Below are 18,672 nucleotides of genomic sequence, written 5' to 3'. Positions count from 1 at the left end.
TGTGACGTACTACTGACGCGTACGTCAATGCTTGGATACGCAGCATTCAACGTTTAGAGTGTCGCTCAAACAGGAGGTGTGTGGACGTGCGACTGACCCCCACGGAACGCGACCGGCTGCTGCTCTTCGGCGCCGCCGAACTCGCGCGGGCCCGCCGGGCCCGGGGCCTTCGGCTCAATGTGCCGGAGGCGACGGCCCTCATCGCGGACACGGTCTGCGAGGCGGCCCGCGACGGCCGACGGCTCGCCGAGGCGATCGACGCCGCCCGGTCCGTGCTGGGCCCCGACGACGTGCTGCCGGGGGTGGCCGATGTCGTCACCGAAGTGCATGTCGAGGCCGTTTTCGACGACGGCTCGCGGCTCGCGGTCGTCTCCGACCCGATCGGCGGCCCCTCCCTGGGCGACGCCGCCCCGGGCGCGCTGCTGCCGGGCCCCACCGAGGACGAGCCGCTCCCCGCGCTGCTCCTCCCGGTCCGCAACACGGCGACCGTGCCGGTCAGTGTCACCTCCCACTTCCATTTCTTCGAGGCCAACCCGCGCCTGGACTTCGACCGCGCCGCCGCCTACGGCATGCGTCTCGCCGTCCCCGCCGGCTCCTCCTTCCGCTTCGACCCGGGCGGCGAGGCGGAGGTCGGTCTCGTGCCGATCGGCGGCGAGCGGATCGCCATCGGTTTCGCGGGCCTGGTCGACGGCCCGCTGGACGCGCCCGGCGCGAAGGACGAGGCCCTGCGGCGCGCCGCCGCCTGCGGCTACCTGGGCGTACAGCTCACGAAGGAGGGCGAGTGATGGACCCGTACGAGTACGCATCGGTGCACGGACCGCGCGCGGGCGACCGGGTCGTCCTCGGTGACTCCGGGCTCGTCGTCCGGGTGGAGTCGGACTCGCAGAAGCCCGGCGACGAGTTCCTGGCGGGCTTCGGCAAGACCGCCCGTGACGGGCTTCACCTCAAGGCGGCGGCCGTCCGCGAGACCTGTGACGTCGTGATCAGCAACGTCCTCGTCATCGACGCCGTCCAGGGCATCCGCAAGGTCTCCATCGGTATTCGCGAGGGCCGGATCCACGCCATCGGGCGGGCCGGCAACCCGGACACCCTCGACGGTGTCGACGTCGTCGTCGGCACCGGCACGTCGATCGTCTCCGGCGAGGGGCTCATCGCCACCGCCGGTGCCGTGGACACCCATGTCCACCTGCTGTCCCCGCGCATCATGGAGGCCTCCCTCGCCTCTGGTGTCACCACCATCATCGGACAGGAGTTCGGTCCTGTCTGGGGGGTTGGCGTCAACTCGCCATGGGCCCTCCGGCACGCCTTCAGCGCGTTCGACGCGTGGCCGGTCAACATCGGCTTCCTGGCGCGCGGCTCGTCCTCGCACCCCGCCCCGCTGGTGGAGGCCCTCGCCGAGGGCGGCGCGTCCGGCTTCAAGGTGCACGAGGACATGGGCGCCCACACCCGGGCCCTGGACACCGCTCTCCGGGTCGCCGAGGAGCACGACGTCCAGGTCGCGCTGCACAGCGACGGCCTGAACGAGTGCCTGTCCGTCGAGGACACGTTGAACGTCCTCGACGGCCGGACGATCCACGCCTTCCACATCGAGGGCTGCGGCGGCGGACACGTACCGAACGTGCTGAAGATGGCGGGCGTGCCGAACGTCATCGGCTCGTCCACCAACCCCACGCTGCCGTTCGGCCGGGACGCGGTGGCGGAGCACTACGGGATGATCGTCTCCGTCCACGACCTGAAGACCGACCTGCCCGGCGACGCCGCGATGGCGCGCGACCGGATCAGGGCCGGGACGATGGGGGCGGAGGACGTCCTGCACGACCTCGGCGCGATCGGGATCACCTCGTCCGACGCGCAGGGGATGGGGAGGGCCGGCGAGACCGTACGCCGGACCTTCGCCATGGCCGGGAAGATGAAGGCCGAGCTGGGCCCCATGGAGGGCGACGGCGAGCACGACGACAACGCGCGCGTGCTCCGCTACATGGCCAAGCTGACCATCAACCCGGCGATCGCCCACGGCCTCGCCCACGAGATCGGCTCGATCGAGGTCGGCAAGATGGCCGACATCGTGCTGTGGCGGCCGCAGTACTTCGGTGCCAAGCCGCAGATGGTGCTGAAGTCCGGCTTCCCCGCGTGGGGGGTCGTGGGCGATCCGAACGCGGCCACCGACACCTGCGAACCGCTCGTCCTCGGGCCGCTCTTCGGCGCCCACGGAGCGGCCCCGGCCGACATCTCGGTCGCCTTCGTCGCGCAGGCCGCCGTCGACCTCGGCTCCGACCGGATGCCGACCAGGCGCCGCCGCGTCGCCGTCCGCGGGACCCGGGGCATCGGCCCCGGCGACCTGCTCCTGAACAGCCGCATCGGCCAGGTGGGGGTGGACGGCCGGACCGGACTGGTGTCGCTGGACGGCGACCCGATCCGCTCCGAACCGGCCGACTCCATCTCCCTGAACCGTCTCTACTTCCTCTGAGGACCTCTCCCATGACCTACCGAATGCCGGCCGAGTGGGCCCCGCACGAGCGCACGTGGATGGCCTGGCCCGGCCCCAACCCCACGTTCACCAACGACGAGGAGCTGGCCGAGGCCCGCACCGCGTGGGCGTCCGTCGCCCGCGCCGTACGCCGCTTCGAGCCGGTCACCGTGGTGGCCGGCCCCGGCCAGCTGGACTCCGCGCGGGCGCTGCTCGGCGACGCCATCGACCTGGTCGAGCGCGACCTGGACGACGCCTGGATGCGCGACATCGGCCCGACCTTCGTCACCGACGGCACGCGACTGGCCGCCGTGGACTGGGTCTTCAACGGCTGGGGCGCCCAGGACTGGGCCCGATGGGAGCACGACTCCAAGATCGCCCGCCATGTCGCCGACCTCGTCGGCGTCCCGGTGCTGAGCAGCCCGCTGGTCAACGAGGGCGGCGCGATCCACGTCGACGGTGAGGGAACGGTCCTGCTGACCGACACCGTCCAGCTCGGCGCGGGCCGGAACCCGGAGTGGAGCCGTGCGGAGGTCGAGGCGGAGGTCCACGCCAAGCTCGGCACGACCAAGGCGATCTGGCTCCCGCACGGCCTGACCGGCGACTACGGCCTCTACGGCACCCAGGGCCACGTCGACATCGTCGCCGCCTTCGCCCGGCCCGGTGTCGTCGTCGTCCACAGCCAGCAGGACCCGGCCCACCCGGACCACGAGCGGTCGCGGATGTACGTCGACATCCTCAGCCGCTCGACGGACGCCCGGGGACGACAGCTGGAGGTCGTGGAGATCCCGGCCCCGACCGTCCTGAAGGACGAGGAGGGCGACTGGGTCGACTACTCGTACATCAACCACTACCTCTGCAACGGCGGAGTGGTCCTGTGCGGCTTCGACGACCCGAACGACGAGATCGCGGCGGGCATCTTCCGCCGGCTCTTCCCGGAGCGCATCGTGACGCTGGTCGACGCCCGCGCGATCTTCGCGGGCGGCGGCGGCATCCACTGCATCACGCAGCAGCAGCCGAAGGTCTAGGAACGACGGGACCGGCCCCCGCCCGTGGGCGGGGGCCGATCCCGGCCGGATCAGTTGTGGATCGTGTACCAGTCGGTGTCGGTCTGGTAGGTGGGGATGGTCGCGCTGAACGAGCCACGGCTGGCGCCGACGCAGTTGGCACCCGCCCAGCCGATGTAGCTGACCGTTCCCTTCCACCACCAGCCGCCGACGTAGGTGGTCCTGCCCGGGGTGTTGAAGCAGATGTCGGCGCGCTGGCCGTTCTGGTTCGTGCCGACCAGGTAGACCGAGTAGGTGTCGCCGCGCACGTCGGCGAAGACCAGCTGCTGGCCATTGGCGCCGGCGAAGGACTGACCGGCGGTGCCGAGGACGCCGGCGAAGGCCAGCGCCAGCGCGCCGACCGTGGTGGCGGCCTTCTTACGGATGCTCATGATTCCCCCTGTGACTGGCTGCGTCGAGCTGCTGCGCCGTGATCATAAGCGGGTAAGTGCCGTTTTCTGCAAGGGTGTTCGGATCATGGGACGGCGCGGCCTGTGACCCGCTTCGTACCGCGCGGGACACTGCGGCGACCGTCCGAGCCGAGATCGGGTAGAACATACGAGTGACCAGCACCGACCCGGCGCCTCCCCGCCGCCGTAACAACGCGGCCCCTCCCCGCGAGGAGCTGCTCGCCGCCGCCATGGACACCATCGCCGAGCGCGGGCTCGACGGGCTGACCATGGCCGGGCTAGGGCGCCAGGTCGGGATGAGCAGCGGGCACCTGCTCTACTACTTCCGCACCAAGGACGAGCTGCTGCTGCAGACCCTGGAGTGGAGCGAGGGCCGGCTCGGCGCCGAGCGCAGCGCGCTGCTCTCCCGGCCCGGGAGCGCCCGCGAGCGGCTCCACGGATACATCGACGTCTACGTCCCGCGCGGCCCGCGCGACCCCCACTGGACCCTCTGGCTGGAGGTCTGGAACCGGTCCCAGAACGCCGACGACGACGCCCGCGCCCGCCAGGCCGCGATCGAGGGCGCCTGGCACCGGGACCTGGTCGCGCTGATCGCCGAGGGGGTCTCGCGGGGCGAGTTCCGCCCCGTCGACCCCGACCGCCACGCGACCCGGATGCGCGCCCTCCTCGACGGCTTCAGCGTCCATGTGGCGGTCGGCATCCCGGGCACGGGGCGCGAGCAGGTGCTCTCGCACGTACGGGAGTTCGTGGCCCAGACGCTGCTGGCGGCGCCGCAGCCGTAGGCCCGTGCCGCCCGTGCCGCCCGGGCCGGTCACCGCGAGGCGGCCTCCAGGCGCCGCTGGAGCTTCTGGAGGGCGCCCGTCGCCCGCTCGGTGAGGGGCGCCTGGCCGGCGGCTGCCTCGCCGAAGGCGAAGACGGAGAGGGTGGCCGCGCCCGAGCGGCCCGTGTACAGCACGTACGGGTAGTCGCTCTTCGCGCCGTTCTCGTCGGTGACCTGCCGCCCGTCCTCGGCGACGATCGCGTCGTACCCCGCCACGTCGGGCGCCCCGGCCTGGCGCACGTCGGCGAAGCGGACCTTGCCGCTCGTCTGCTCCTGACAGCGCCGCGTCCCGCTCTCCACATCGCTCATGTACGACTCCGCCGTCGCCGCGTCGGCGAACACCCGCACCTCCGTGTGGTGGAGCAGCCCGGTCGTCGGCTGCCGGACCGAGCGGCGGACCGCGGCCAGGGTCCCCTTCCGGCCGGTCTGGTCGAAGATCTCGCAGGACGACTTGACCTCCAACTCCGGCGCGGGATCGTTCTGGTACTGCTCCGCCCGCTCGTAGCCGGGCCCCCAGTCCGGGGCGTCCATGGCCACCCCGGCCGCGAGGGTCTGGGCCTTCGCCCGGGCCGCTTCGTCGGGGACCTCCGCCGCCACGCCCGGCGAGCTGACGCGCGGCGAGGACGCCGACCCGCCGCCGTCCCCGTCACCGCCGCGCAGCAGCGCCACCAGCGCCACCGCGAGGCCGAGGGCGACGACCACGCCCGCCCCCGCGAGCACGAGGGTGCGGCGGCGTCGGAAGTCCCGGGGAGGGGGCTCGGGCCGGTCGGCGGGGCCGGGAGGATCCGGGGGGCCGGGAGGGCCGGGCGGGACGGTGCCGCCCCCCGAACCCGGGCCGAGTGGCCCGCGAGGTGGTCCCGCCGGTGGACCGGAAGGGGGTGAGGTGCTCATACGCAAGAGGCCTACCACCGGACCACCGCCCGCATCCTGAGACCGCGATCCCGTCACCCGTACAGATGTGGCAGACTGCCCGCGTGCTTGCTCACACGATGATTATCGGCAGCAGCGCGCCGGTCCGCAGTGGACACTGAACCGCGCCTTCACCCCCGCGGCAGTGAACACCGTGCCCCAGACCCGCGCGCAGACCTCTCGCACCCGCGAGGGGTTTTTTCGTTTTCCGGCCCCACCACCGCCGGAAGCGGACAGCGCGTGAGAATGGGGGCAAGTGGATCCAGACCTTCCGGAGCCACATCCGACAGGAGCCATCAGAGCCATGACCACGGAGACCGACGAGAGCTCGCGCCTCGACGACAGCTTCCATGTCTTCGACACGACGCTGCGCGACGGCGCGCAGCGTGAAGGCATCAACCTCACCGTCGCGGACAAGCTGACCATCGCGCGGCACCTCGACGACTTCGGCGTCGGATTCATCGAGGGCGGCTGGCCCGGCGCCAACCCGCGCGACACGGAGTTCTTCGCCCGCGCCCAGCAGGAGATCTCGTTCAGGAACGCGCAGCTCGTCGCGTTCGGCGCGACCCGCCGGGCCGGGGGCAGCGCCGCCGACGACCCGCAGGTCAAGGCACTCCTCGACTCCGGCGCCCCCGTGATCACCCTGGTCGCCAAGGCGCACGACCGGCACGTCGAGCTGGCCCTGCGCACCACCCTGGACGAGAACCTGGAGATGGTCCGCGACACCGTCTCCCACCTGTGCGCCCAGGGCCGCCGCGTCTTCGTCGACTGCGAGCACTTCTTCGACGGCTACAAGGCCAACCCGCGGTACGCCAAGGCCGTCGTCCGCGCCGCCGCCGAGGCCGGCGCCGACGTCGTGATCCTCTGCGACACCAACGGCGGCATGCTCCCCGCCCAGGTCCAGGCCGTCGTCGCCACCGTCATCGCCGACACCGGCGCCCGGCTCGGCATCCACGCCCAGGACGACACCGGCTGCGCCGTCGCCAACACGCTCGCCGCCGTCGACGCGGGCGCCACGCACGTCCAGTGCACCGCCAACGGCTACGGCGAGCGCGTCGGCAACGCCAACCTCTTCCCGGTGGTCGCCGCCCTGGAGCTCAAGTACGGCAAGCGGGTGCTGCCCGAGGGCGCGCTCCAGGAGATGACCCGGATCTCGCACGCCATCGCCGAGGTCGTCAACCTGACGCCCTCCACGCATCAGCCGTACGTGGGTGTCTCGGCCTTCGCCCACAAGGCCGGGCTGCACGCCTCCGCGATCAAGGTCGACCCGGACCTGTACCAGCACATCGACCCCGAGCTCGTCGGCAACACCATGCGGATGCTCGTCTCCGACATGGCGGGCCGTGCCTCCATCGAGCTGAAGGGCAAGGAGCTGGGCGTCGACCTCGGCGGCGACCGCGCGCTCGTCGGCCGGGTCGTCGAGCGGGTCAAGGAGCGCGAGCTCAAGGGCTACACCTACGAGGCCGCGGACGCCTCCTTCGAGCTGCTGCTCCGCGAGGAGGCCGAGGGCCGGGCCCGCCGCTACTTCCGTACGGAGTCCTGGCGCGCGATCGTCGAGGACCGGCCCGACGGCACCCACGCCAACGAGGCGACCGTGAAGCTCTGGGCCAAGGGCGAGCGGATCGTCGCCACCGCCGAGGGCAACGGCCCCGTCAACGCCCTCGACCGCGCGATGCGGGTCGGTCTCGAGCGGATCTACCCCCAGCTCGCCAAGTTCGAGCTGGTGGACTACAAGGTCCGCATCCTGGAGGGCCGTCACGGCACGGAGTCCACGACCCGTGTCCTGATCACCACCAGCGACGGCAACGCGGAGTGGTCGACGGTCGGCGTCGGGGAGAACGTGATCGCCGCGTCCTGGCAGGCGCTGGAGGACGCGTACACGTACGGGCTGCTGCGGGTGGGGATCGACCCCGCCGAGTAGAGCCCGAGCGGGGAACGTCCCTCCACGTCACAACCTGGGGTGCTGTATGTCTCGCATACACCCTTTCGGGGTACTTTCGATGGTATGAGGACCAGGCCGTTCCACCTTCTGTCGGCCCTCGCCGGGCTGGCCATGCTGCTGCTCCTGGTCCTGGCCCCCTCCGCGGGGGCCGGGACCACCGGGATATCCGACGCCGGGGCGGCCCTGAAGCAGGGGCCGGTGTACGTCGATCCGGGCGCGCGTGACCAGCTCTCGACGTCCCAGGCGAGCGCCCTCGCCCAGAAGATCGAGGACGCGGACAAGCCGCTCTTCATCGCGGTGCTGCCCGCGAGCAGCGAGTACCCGCCCGAGAACCTGCTGCGCAACCTGCGCACCCAGACCGGGGTGACGGGGCTGTACGCGGTCCGGCTCGGAGACGGGTTCGACGCGGCCGCCGACCGCCGGGTGATGTCCGCGGACGCCGTGGACAACCTGGTCACCTCCGTGCGCCAGCCCGGGGTCGACACCGCCACCGAGCTGAACAACTTCGTGGACCAGGCCCTGCCGACCCTGCGCGGGAGCGCCCCCTCCTCCTGGGGCTCGACCGGCGCGGACGACGGCGTCCCGGTGGGCGGCCTGATCACGCTCGGCGCGGTCGTCGCCGCCGGAGGCGCGGGTGCGTACACCATCGTCCGCCGCAACCGGCTCCGCAAGGAGGCCGAGCAGCGCGACGCGCTCGACAAGCTGCGCGTGGTCGTCGACGAGGACATCACCGCGTTCGGCGAGGAGCTCGAACGCCTCGACTTCCACCCCGCCGAGCCCGGCGCCGACGACGCGATGCGCGGCGACTACGAACACGCGCTCGACTCGTACGACAAGGCCAAGTCGCTGATGGGCTCCGCCACGCACCCGCACGACGTCCGGGGCGTGACCCAGGCCCTGGAGGACGGCCGCTACGCGCTCGCCGTGCTCGCCGCCCGCCGCGAGTCCCGCCGGCTGCCCGAGCGCCGGCCGCCCTGCTTCTTCGACCCGCGGCACGGCCCGTCCGTCGAGGACCGGACCTGGACCCCGTCCGGCGGCGCCGCCCGCGAGGTCCCGGTCTGCGCCGCCGACGCCACCCGCCTCGACGACGGGCAGGATCCGCTGGCCCGTACGGTCGAGACCGACGCCGGCCGCCGCCCGTACTGGGAGGCGGGACCGGCGTACGGCCCCTGGGCCGGCGGCTACTTCGGCGGCGGCATGCTCCCCGGCCTGCTCGTCGGCACCATGCTCGGCTCGATGCTCGCCACCCCTGCCTACGCCGGTGAGTACGGCGGCGGGGAGTTCCAGGGCGGCGACTTCTCCGGGGGCGACTTCAACTCCGGCGACTTCGGCGGCGGGGACGGGGGCGGTGGCTTCGGGGACTTCGGAGGCGGCGGCGGCGACTTCGGCGGTGGCGGGTTCTGACCGCCGCGCCCGGCCGCGCGGTCGAAGCTCGATCGGCGCGACCGCGCGAGCGAACCTCGATCGGCGCGACCGGGCGCGCGAAGCGCGCGAAGCGCGCGAAGCTCCATCGGTGCGGCCGGGGCTCACCCGGGAGCCACCCGCGGCCCGGGCCGCACGCCGGGGCTACACCAGCGGCTTCACCGACATCAGCAGGTGTTGGTGGACGCCGTCCGCCCGGTCCGTGATCAGTGCGCGCTGCCCCGCGCCCAGCAGGTGGAAGCGGACCGTGTCGGTGCCGAAGGAGCCGAGCGCGTCCAGCAGATACCCCGGGTTGAACGCCACCGTCATCGCCTCGGCGCCCTCCAGGGCCGCCGGAAGCCGCTGCGAGGCCACGTCGTCCTCGTACCCGGCCTGGAGGTGCACGGCGTCCCCGGTGAAGGCGAGCTGGACCGGACTGTCGCCCTCCGCCACCACCGCGACCCGCTTCACGGCCTCCACCAGCGGGGCTCGCGGCGTCACGGCGACGGCGTGCTCGCCGAGCGCGAACAGCTTGTCGTGGCGGGGGAGCCGGCCGTCGAGCAGCCGGGTCGTCGTGCGGGTGCCCTCGCTCTCGAAGCCGATCGAGCCGCCGTCCAGGGCGAGCCGGACCGGTCCCGCCGAGGTCAGCGAGCGGGCGATCTCGACAAGGCGCCGCGCGGGCACGACGACATCCGCGCTCCCGGCGGTCGCCTCCCCCTCGCCCCCGCCGACGACGTCCGCGTCGCCCCCGCCGACGACGCCCGGTCCCTCGCCCCCGCCGGCCACTTCCGCGTCGCCCTCGTCCTCCGGCTTCCACTCCAGCGTCCGCACCGCGTAGCGGTACCGGTCGGTCGCGGCCAGCGTCATCGTCGTGCCGTCCAGGGCGAGCCGTACCCCCGTCAGGACCGGCAGCGAGTCGTCCCGGCCTGCCGCCACAGCCACCTGCCCGACCGCCGCCGCGAACGCCACGGCGTCCACCACGCCCCGGAAAGCGGGCAGCTCGGGCGGCGCCGGATAGTCGTCCAGCGGGAGCAGCGAGAGGCCGAAGCGGGCGTCCCCGCCCGTCACCGAGAGCCGCGCCCCCTCGATCGCGCACCCCACCGGCCCTCGCGGCAGCACCTTGCAGATGTCGAGCAGCCGCCGCCCGAGGACCAGCGCCCTGCCCTCCCGTACCGTCTCCGTCTCGACCTCGATGCGGGCCGAGGCCTCGTAGTCCAGACCGGAGACGCGGAGGCGCCCGTCCGACGCCTCCAGGAGCAGCCCGCCGAGCACGGGCACTGGAGAGCGGGCGGGGAGGACGCGGGCGGCCCAGGCGACGGCGTCGGCCAACTCGCCGCTGTCGATGCGAAATTCCATGCCGCCGACGCTAGCGGCGACCACTGACAACGACGCCCGCGACCAGAACGCCGAGCGCCCGCCCTCCGTCGGAACGGAGAGGCGGGCGCGCTCGTTTCGTCGCTGTCGCGCAGGGCGCGCGCAGGCTCAGGCGGCTGCCTTGATCGCGGAGATGTCGAAGGTCAGCTTCACCTTGTCGCTGACCATCACGCCGCCGGTCTCCAGCGCCGCGTTCCAGGTCAGGCCCCAGTCGGAGCGCAGGATCTCGGCCGAGCCCTCGAAGCCGACGCGCTCGTTGCCGAACGGGTCCGTGGCCGAGCCGTTGAACTCCAGGTCGATGGAGAGCGGCTTCGTCACGTCCTTGATCGTGAGGTCGCCGGTGATCCGGTACTTGTCGCCGCCCAGCTGCTCGGCCTCGGTGGAGCGGAAGGTCATGAGCGGGAACTGCTCGGCGTCGAAGAAGTCACCGCTGCGCAGGTGTCCGTCACGGTCGGCGATGCCGGTGTCGATGGAGGCGATCGTGACGTCGATCGAGGCGGTGGAGGCGTGCGGGTTCTCGCCGTCCAGCTTCAGGGTGCCCTCGTGCTCGGCGAAGCCGCCGCGCACGTTGGTGACCATGGCGTGACGGACGGTGAAGCCGATGCTGCTGTGCGCCGGGTCGATCGCGTACTCGCCGGTCAGCGCGGCGAGCGCCGGGTCGACGGGGAGGGTGGCGACGGCGGTGGTGGAGTCGGTGTTCTTGCGGCCGAAGATGCCCATGACGTGCTCCTTGGGGACGGAGTTCCGGAGGGAACCCCGGGTGGAGTTCCAGTTCGTTGAACCTTCAACGAGAACCACCGTAGCGCTATTCCGTTCAATGTTCAACATCTCTGGCGGATGTCCACCCGCTTGGACTAACCGAAGGGGGTTGTTGGACTGCCGGGGCCCCCGGCCGGTGATCTCGTTGACGGTGCGCCGCCCGGGGGCCCAACTAGTCCCCATGCCCCTCCCCAACTCGCGAAGCATCCGTGCCGCCTGCGCGATCGCCGTCGCCTCGTCCGCCGTGTTCGCCCTGCCGGGTCCCGCCCTTGCCGAGACGAAGGCGCCCGCGCGAGCCGAGGCCGCCGCCGAGGCCCTGATCCGCTCCGACCGGCTCTCCGTCGCCGTGGCCCAGGACTTCCCGCGCGTCCTGTCGTACACGGACCGTGCCACCGGCGCCCGCCTCCTCGGCAGTACGGCCCCGGTCACCGAGATCGTCCTCAACGGCACCGCCCACGCCGTCCGCGCCACCGGCGCCCCCGCCCTGACCGCCTCCTCCGCCGCGTACACGCTGGCCTTCCCCGGCCTGCCCGGCGTCGAGATCGACGCCCGGCTCGGCGTCAGCGACCGGACCACCACCTTCCAGGTGACCGCCGTCCGCGACACCGCGGCCTTCCGGGTCGGCACGATCGACATACCCGGGCACGACCTGGTCTCCGTCGGCTCCTCCGAGGCCGGCGCCGAGACCGCCTTCACCCGGCTCGACCCCGACTCCACCCGGACCGCGGACGTCTTCGCCGACATCACCGCCGCCACCCCGGCGGAGGCGGCACCCACCGGTGCGAGCTACGCCCTGGTCAACACCGCCTCCCTCGCCGCCGCCGTCGAGTCCAACTCCTCGTACGACAAGCCCTCGGGACAGAGCGCCCGCGACGGCGCCCGTTTCTGGCACCAGGCCCGCAAGGCCGGCACCGAGACCCGCGTCGGCGTCTGGTCCGGCCAGTGGACCTACCGGGGCGAGGGCGCCCCCGCCCCCGAGAGCGGCGCCGACCTCCCCTGGGCCAAGGTCGTCGTCACCCCCGACGCCAACGCCGACGGCAGGACCGACTGGCAGGACGGCGCGCTCGCCTTCCCCGCCATCGGGATCAAGGCCCCGGGCAGCGAGGCGACCCCGGACCGGGTGATCGCCCACATCCCCTTCAACTTCGCGTCCCACGCCACCCACCCCTTCCTGCGCACCCTCGACGACGTCAAGCGGATCTCCCTCGCCACCGACGGACTCGGCCAGTTCGCCCTGCTCAAGGGGTACGGCTCCGAGGGCCACGACTCGGCCCACCCCGACTACGGCGGCAACTACAACAAGCGGGCAGGCGGCCTCGCCGACCTCAACACCCTCCTCAAGGAGGGCAGGAAGTGGGGCGCGGGCTTCGGCGTCCACGTCAACGCCACCGAGTCGTACCCCGAGGCGAAGAACTTCAGCGAGACGCTCGTCGACAAGAGCAGGCCCGGCTGGAACTGGCTGAACCAGAGCTACTACATCGACCAGCGCCGGGACATCAACAGCGGCGACCTCGCCCGCCGCTTCCAGCAGCTCCGCGACGAGACCGACCCGAACCTGTCGATGCTCTACATCGACGTCTACTACACGCACGGCTGGATCGCCGACAAGACGATGCGGGCCGTGCAGTCCCAGGGCTGGAACGTCGCCACCGAATGGTCCGAGAAGTTCGAGCGGGCCTCGCTCTGGTCCCACTGGGCCAACGACCTGAACTACGGCGGCGCCACCAACAAGGGCCTCAACTCGCAGATCGTCCGCTTCATCCGCAACGGCGAGAAGGACGTCTGGAACAACCACCCGGTCCTCGGCCAGACCGCCCTGGAGGACTTCGAGGGCTGGACCGGCGAGACCGACTGGAACCACTTCTACGCCAACATCTGGCAGAAGAACCTGCCCGCCAAGTACCTCCAGCAGGAGCGCATCACCCGCTGGAACGGCAACGACATCGCCTTCACCGGCGGTGTGCGCGGCACCGTCGAGAACGGCACGCGCACGTTCTACGAGGACGGCCGCAAGGTCCTCGACGGCGACAACTACCTGCTGCCCTGGGACGGCGGGAAGAAGCTCTACCACTACAACAAGACCGGCGGGACGACGAGTTGGGCCGTGCCCGGCGGCGCTCGTTCGTACAGCGTCTACCGGCTCACCGACAACGGCCGTGTCAAGGCCGGGACCGTCCGGCCGAGCGGCGGCACCGTCACGCTCGACGCCGTCGCCGGACAGCCCTACGTCCTCTACCCCGACCGCGCCCCCGAGCCCCGCGACCCGCGCTGGGGCCAGGGCACGCCGGTCGACGACCCCGGCTTCAACGACGCCCGGCTCGAGGCCTGGTCGAAGAGCGGCACGGTCGCTCGCGACACGGACGAGCAGGGCCGCAACAGCGCCGCGCTCACCGGCTCCGCCCCCACGTCCGTGAGCCAGCGGATCACCGGCCTCGCCCCCGGCACCCGCTACACCGCCTCCGCGCTGATCGAGGTCGAGCCGGGGAAGACCCGCCCGACCACGCTCTCCGTCGGCGGGCGGTCCGTCACCGTCGCCCGCTCGGCGCTCCAGGACCAGGTCGCCGCCTCCGACTGGAACGGCACGCGCCTCCAGCGCGCCAAGGTCACCTTCACCGCCCGCGCGGGCTCCACGACCCTGAAGGTCGAGGCGGCGGGCGGCTCCACCGCCAAGGTCCGGATCGACGACGTCCGGATCGTCGCGAACAACCCCGCCACCCGGGCCGGCGCCCTCGTGTACGAGGACTTCGAGGCCGTCGACCAGGGCTGGGGCCCCTTCCTGAAGGGTGACTCCGGCGGGACGACCGACCCGCGCACCCACATCGCCCAGCTGCACGCCCCCTACACCCAGTCAGGCTGGAACGGGAAGCTGATCGACGACGTCATCGGCGGCGCCGAGTCGCTGAAGTCCCACGACGAGAACAGCGGCCTGGTCTACCGCACCGCGCCCTGGACCGTCCCCCTGAAGGACGGACACAGCTACCGGATCGCGTACGCCTACCAGTCCAGCCACGCGGGCGCCTACGAGTGGGTCACCGGCTACGACCGGACGAACGGCAGCCCGGTGGAGACCCGGCGTACGCCCCTAGGGCAGCAGCGCACCACCGGGCAGTTCTCCGAGACCGTGACCGCCGGCTGCGGCGACACCTGGACCGGACTGCGCAAGCGCGCCGACGCGCCCGAGGGCGCCGACTTCGTCCTGGACGCCTTCACCGTCACCGATCTGGGCCCGGCCTCCGAGAAGGCCGCCTGCGGCACCCTCGCGCTGGCCGCCCCGGAGACCCTGGAGCCGGGCCGCCCGAACCAGGTCACGGCCACCTTCGCCAACGACGAGTCGAGCGCGGTCCCCGGTGCGACGGCCGCCCTGGAGCTGCCGGAGGGCTGGACCGCCGAACCGGACGCCCCCGTGGCGCTCGGGACGGTCGCGGCGGGCGCCGAGGCGACCGCCACCTGGAAGGTGACGCCCCCGGTGGACGCGGCCTACCGGCCGTACACCCTCGGCTCCACGCTCACGTACACCGTCGGGGGAGAGGCGCGGAAACTGACCGCCACCACCACGGTCCGTACGCTGCCCCCGCCGCCCACCGCCGACAGCTGGGCGAGCGACCTGGACTGGACCTCGGCCACCAACGGCTGGGGGCCGGTCGAGCGCGACGGCTCCAACGGCGAGACGGGCACCGGCGACGGCGCACCGCTCAGGATCGGGGGAGTGACGTACGCCAAGGGCCTGGGCACCCACGCGCCGGCCACGGTCCGCTACTACCTGGGCGGGAAGTGCACCTCCTTCACCGCCGAGGTCGGTGTGGACGACGTCCAGACCAGCCGCGGCACCGTCCGGTTCAGCGTCCTCGCCGACGGTACGGAGAAGGTGGCGTCGCCGGTCCTGAAGGCGTCGGACCGTGCCTGGTCGCTCACCGCCGACGTCACCGGCGCCTCCTCGGTCGAGCTGGTGGTGGCGGACGGCGGCGACGGCAACGGCAACGACCACGCGGACTGGGGGAACGCCCGCTTCCACTGCGCCGGTTGAGGGGAAGGGGGCAGGCGGCGCGCCTGATCACGGCCGCCGCCGCCCCCGCACCGCCGCGCGCCCAGGCTCGGCACCGGCCACGACGCCGGTGCCGAGCCGGTACGGTGCCGAGCCGGTACGGTGCCGAGCCGGTACGGTGGGGCGCCTGATGGCCACGGCCCCCGCGCGAGCGCGCCGGTCCGTCGTCGCCGTCGTCGCCGCCCTCGCCGCTCGGTCCACCGTCGGGGATCCATACATCGCCGCCAGGTGGCTATGTGGGGACCCGACAAAAGCAGGGGGTCTTCGGCTGTCGACTCGGCCCGACTCGAACATGGTTCTGTCTTACTCCACCAGGATTCGATGCGGGAGACTGTACGGAGTCAACGGCGGGATTTGCTTGCTCGACTTCGTAGGGTCGGTACATGACCGTTGTGGACCAGATCCCGAGCGAGCCGACCGACGCCCGAGGCCGCGTGGCCGAACTGCACGCCCTGCGCGAGGAGGCCCGGCGCGGGCCGAGCGACCGGGCGACCGAGGCGCAGCACGCCAAGGGCAAGCTCACCGCTCGTGAGCGCATCGAGCTGCTGGTGGACCCGGGTTCCTTCAACGAGGTCGAGCAGCTCCGTCGGCACCGCGCCACCGGCTTCGGCCTGGAGGCAAAGAAGCCGTACACCGACGGTGTCATCACCGGCTGGGGCACGGTCGAGGGCCGCACGGTCTTCGTCTACGCCCACGACTTCCGGATCTTCGGCGGCGCGCTGGGCGAGGCCCACGCCACCAAGATCCACAAGATCATGGACATGGCGATCGCCTCGGGCGCGCCGTTGGTCTCCCTGAACGACGGCGCGGGCGCCCGGATCCAGGAGGGCGTCTCGGCGCTCGCCGGCTACGGCGGGATCTTCCAGCGCAACACGCGCGCCTCGGGTGTCATCCCGCAGATCTCGGTGATGCTCGGCCCGTGCGCCGGTGGCGCCGCGTACAGCCCGGCGCTGACCGACTTCGTCTTCATGGTCCGTGAGACCTCGCAGATGTTCATCACCGGTCCGGACGTCGTCAAGGCGGTCACCGGCGAGGAGATCACCCAGAACGGCCTCGGCGGCGCGGACGTGCACGCCGAGACGAGCGGCGTCGCGCACTTCGCGTACGACGACGAGGAGACCTGCATCGCCGAGGTGCGCTACCTCCTGTCGATGCTGCCGCAGAACAACCGCGAGAACCCGCCGACCACGGCCTCCGAGGACCCGGCGGACCGCCGCTCGGACGTCCTGCTCGACCTCGTACCGGCGGACGGCAACCGTCCGTACGACATGCACAAGGTGATCGAGGAGCTCGTCGACGAGGGCGACTACCTGGAGATCCACGAGCGCTGGGCCCGCAACATCATCTGCGCGCTGGCCCGCCTGGACGGCCAGGTCGTCGGCATCGTCGCCAACCAGCCACAGTCGCTGGCCGGTGTGCTGGACATCGAGGCCTCGGAGAAGGCCGCCCGTTTCGTGCAGATGTGCGATGCTTTCAATATTCCGATTGTCACCCTTTTGGACGTACCCGGCTTCCTCCCGGGCGTCGACCAGGAGCACGGTGGAATCATCCGCCACGGCGCGAAGCTGCTGTACGCGTACTGCAACGCGACCGTGCCCCGGATCAGCCTGATCCTGCGCAAGGCGTACGGCGGCGCGTACATCGTCATGGACTCCCAGTCCATCGGCGCCGACCTGACGTACGCCTGGCCCACCAACGAGATCGCGGTGATGGGCGCCGAAGGCGCCGCCAACGTCATCTTCCGCAAGCAGATCGCGGAGGCCGAGGACTCGGACGCCATGCGGACGCGCATGGTCAAGGAGTACAAGGCCGAGCTGATGCACCCGTACTACGCCGCGGAGCGCGGTCTGGTCGACGACGTGATCGACCCCGCGGAGACGCGGGAGATCCTCATCAGGTCGCTCGCCATGCTCCGCACCAAGCACGCCGACCTGCCGTCCCGCAAGCACGGCAACCCGCCTCAGTAAGAGGAGCCACAGACGTGACCACACCTGCCACAGCGAACCTTCTCCGCGTCGAGAAGGGCCACGCCGACCCCGAGGAGCTGGCCGCCATCACCGCGGTCCTCCTGGCCCGCGCGGCCGCCCAGCCCGCCGACGACGCCTCGGTCTCCCGCCACGGCCGCTCCACGGCCGGCTGGCGCCGCCTGGAGCGCCAGTCGGGCTTCCGCCCCTCCCACTCCTGGCAGGGCTGACCCTCAGCGCCGTCGAGGGCCCCGCCGTCGAGGGCCCCGCCGTCGAGGCCCCGTCGAAGGCCCCGTCTCCACCCGGAGACGGGGCCTTCGTGCTGCCTCCCGCGCCGCCCCGGTACGACGAAGGGCCCGCCGCACCGTGACGGTGCCGCGGGCCCTTTCGTACGGGACAGTCCCTGGGAGACTCGCCTACCGCAGGCGGGCCATCAGCGCGTGCTCCACGAGCGTGATCAGCGCGCTCTTGGCGTCCGCGCGGTGGCGGGCGTCGGTGGTGATGATCGGCGTGTCCGGGCCGATCTGGAGGGCCTCGCGGACCTCCTCCGGGTTGTACGGCTGGTGGCCGTCGAAGCCGTTGAGGGCGATGACGAACGGCAGGCCGCTGTTCTCGAAGTAGTCGACCGCGGGGAAGCAGTCGGCGAGACGGCGGGTGTCCACGAGCACGACGGCGCCGATGGCGCCGCGCACCAGGTCGTCCCACATGAACCAGAAGCGGTCCTGACCCGGCGTACCGAAGAGGTACAGGATCAGGTCCTGGTCCAGGGTGATACGGCCGAAGTCCATCGCGACAGTCGTCGTCGTCTTGTCGCCGGTGTGCGTGAGGTCGTCGATGCCCGCGGACGCAGACGTCATGACGGCCTCGGTACGCAGCGGGTTGATCTCCGAGACGGCGCCGACGAACGTGGTCTTGCCCACGCCGAAGCCACCCGCCACCACGATCTTCGCGCTGGTGGTTGAACGGGCCGCGCCGCCGCTAGAGCTTGCGAAGTCCACTGAGCACCCTTTCGAGCAGTGTCACGTCTGGCTGACCGCCGGCGGCCTCGTCGCCGCCGGGCTGGTGGATGGCGACAAGTCCGGCCTCGGCCAGGTCGGCGACGAGAATCCGGGCAACGCCGAGGGGGATGGAGAGAAGTGCCGAGATCTCAGCGACCGACTTGATCTCGAAGCACAGTCGGCAGATCCGCTGGTGCTCGGGCAACTGCCCCTGCAGCCGGGACGGATCGGCCGTCGTACTGACCAGCGCCTCGATGGCGAGCTGGTAACGCGGCCGGGTCCGGCCGCCGGTCATGGCGTACGGGCGCACGAGCGGGTTGTGGTTCCCGCTCGGGCGTGAGCCCGAGCCGCCCGGGTTCCGCTGAGCCGCGGGCGCACCCGTCGGCTGCTGCTGCTGCGGCTGCTGGTAGGGCTGCTGCGCGCCCTGTCTGCTGCTGGGGGCAGAGGGGAAGTTGAACCGGTTCTGCGCGCCTTCTCCCTGCGCATGCGCGTCAAAACCGTTGTACGGGTGTCCGCCCGGGGGTGTCCCCACGTCTCCTC

Annotated in this window: 15 protein-coding genes; 9 read left to right on the top strand and 6 right to left on the bottom strand. The window is 72.0% G+C overall.

Going from position 1 to position 18,672, the window contains the following annotated elements; all coding sequences use genetic code 11:
* Window positions 1-86: 86 nt before the first annotated feature.
* From ureA to ACIPPS_RS00910, 3 genes are read left to right on the top strand one after another with little or no spacing between them, the layout of a single operon-like run.
* Complete coding sequence (ureA, locus tag ACIPPS_RS00920) at window positions 87-785, top strand: urease subunit gamma (RefSeq protein ID WP_401425232.1); 699 nt, start codon at window positions 87-89, stop codon at window positions 783-785.
* On the top strand, window positions 785-2,467 hold the full coding sequence (locus ACIPPS_RS00915) for an urease subunit alpha (RefSeq protein WP_401425230.1): 1,683 nt from the start codon (window positions 785-787) through the stop codon (window positions 2,465-2,467). Before ureA ends, ACIPPS_RS00915 begins: the two co-directional genes overlap by 1 nt.
* Before the next feature lie 11 nt (window positions 2,468-2,478).
* Window positions 2,479-3,495: an agmatine/peptidylarginine deiminase gene (locus ACIPPS_RS00910; RefSeq protein ID WP_401425227.1), complete on the top strand. Its 1,017-nt coding sequence runs from the start codon at window positions 2,479-2,481 to the stop codon at window positions 3,493-3,495.
* Window positions 3,496-3,545: 50 nt separating this feature from the next.
* Here ACIPPS_RS00910 and ACIPPS_RS00905 read toward each other — a convergent pair whose 3' ends face one another.
* A complete protein-coding gene (locus ACIPPS_RS00905) occupies window positions 3,546-3,905 on the bottom strand; it encodes a hypothetical protein (protein ID WP_401425224.1) in 360 nt (119 codons plus the stop codon).
* A 170-nt stretch (window positions 3,906-4,075) separates the two neighbouring features.
* Between ACIPPS_RS00905 and ACIPPS_RS00900 the strand changes: the two genes are divergently transcribed.
* Window positions 4,076-4,705, top strand: a complete 630-nt coding sequence (locus tag ACIPPS_RS00900; protein ID WP_401425221.1) for a TetR/AcrR family transcriptional regulator — start codon at window positions 4,076-4,078, stop codon at window positions 4,703-4,705.
* Window positions 4,706-4,734: 29 nt separating this feature from the next.
* On the opposite strand, the gene ACIPPS_RS00895 is transcribed toward ACIPPS_RS00900, so the two are convergent.
* A complete protein-coding gene (locus tag ACIPPS_RS00895) occupies window positions 4,735-5,445 on the bottom strand; it encodes a hypothetical protein (protein WP_401425218.1) in 711 nt (236 codons plus the stop codon).
* A 511-nt stretch (window positions 5,446-5,956) separates the two neighbouring features.
* Here ACIPPS_RS00895 and cimA point away from each other — a divergent pair.
* Both cimA and ACIPPS_RS00885 read left to right on the top strand, forming a co-directional pair.
* Window positions 5,957-7,573, top strand: coding sequence for a citramalate synthase (cimA, locus tag ACIPPS_RS00890; RefSeq protein WP_401425215.1), 1,617 nt, complete (start codon window positions 5,957-5,959; stop codon window positions 7,571-7,573).
* 84 nt (window positions 7,574-7,657) lie between these two features.
* Window positions 7,658-8,998 (top strand): hypothetical protein, encoded by a 1,341-nt coding sequence (locus ACIPPS_RS00885; protein ID WP_401425213.1) that lies wholly within the window; start codon window positions 7,658-7,660, stop codon window positions 8,996-8,998.
* 162 nt (window positions 8,999-9,160) lie between these two features.
* Here ACIPPS_RS00885 and dnaN read toward each other — a convergent pair whose 3' ends face one another.
* Window positions 9,161-10,351: a DNA polymerase III subunit beta gene (gene dnaN, locus ACIPPS_RS00880; RefSeq protein ID WP_401425212.1), complete on the bottom strand. Its 1,191-nt coding sequence runs from the start codon at window positions 10,349-10,351 to the stop codon at window positions 9,161-9,163.
* A 126-nt stretch (window positions 10,352-10,477) separates the two neighbouring features.
* The gene (locus ACIPPS_RS00875) at window positions 10,478-11,089 is read right to left on the bottom strand and encodes a YceI family protein (protein WP_401425211.1); all 612 of its coding nucleotides are present in this window, start codon (window positions 11,087-11,089) and stop codon (window positions 10,478-10,480) included.
* 220 nt (window positions 11,090-11,309) lie between these two features.
* Here ACIPPS_RS00875 and ACIPPS_RS00870 point away from each other — a divergent pair, with 220 nt between their 5' ends.
* The 3 genes from ACIPPS_RS00870 to ACIPPS_RS00860 all read left to right on the top strand — a co-directional run bounded on the left by ACIPPS_RS00870 (window position 11,310) and on the right by ACIPPS_RS00860 (window position 17,364).
* Complete coding sequence (locus ACIPPS_RS00870; protein WP_401425209.1) at window positions 11,310-15,152, top strand: endo-alpha-N-acetylgalactosaminidase family protein; 3,843 nt, start codon at window positions 11,310-11,312, stop codon at window positions 15,150-15,152.
* A 401-nt stretch (window positions 15,153-15,553) separates the two neighbouring features.
* Window positions 15,554-17,137 (top strand): acyl-CoA carboxylase subunit beta, encoded by a 1,584-nt coding sequence (locus ACIPPS_RS00865; protein ID WP_401425208.1) that lies wholly within the window; start codon window positions 15,554-15,556, stop codon window positions 17,135-17,137.
* A 14-nt stretch (window positions 17,138-17,151) separates the two neighbouring features.
* A complete protein-coding gene (locus tag ACIPPS_RS00860) occupies window positions 17,152-17,364 on the top strand; it encodes an acyl-CoA carboxylase subunit epsilon (protein WP_401425206.1) in 213 nt (70 codons plus the stop codon).
* Between the two features lie 186 nt (window positions 17,365-17,550).
* On the opposite strand, the gene ACIPPS_RS00855 is transcribed toward ACIPPS_RS00860, so the two are convergent.
* Together ACIPPS_RS00855 and ACIPPS_RS00850 are read right to left on the bottom strand one after the other, a co-directional pair.
* Window positions 17,551-18,132, bottom strand: a complete 582-nt coding sequence (locus ACIPPS_RS00855) for an ATP/GTP-binding protein (protein WP_050791473.1) — start codon at window positions 18,130-18,132, stop codon at window positions 17,551-17,553.
* Complete coding sequence (locus ACIPPS_RS00850) at window positions 18,113-18,664, bottom strand: DUF742 domain-containing protein (RefSeq protein ID WP_401425203.1); 552 nt, start codon at window positions 18,662-18,664, stop codon at window positions 18,113-18,115. The genes ACIPPS_RS00855 and ACIPPS_RS00850 overlap by 20 nt, the downstream gene beginning before the upstream one ends.
* Between the last annotated feature and the right edge of the window lie 8 nt (window positions 18,665-18,672).

The organism is Streptomyces sp. NPDC090127, from assembly GCF_044746945.1.
Taxonomy (GTDB): Bacteria; Actinomycetota; Actinomycetes; order Streptomycetales; family Streptomycetaceae; genus Streptomyces.
This window is presented reverse-complemented; position numbering and strand designations above follow the sequence as displayed.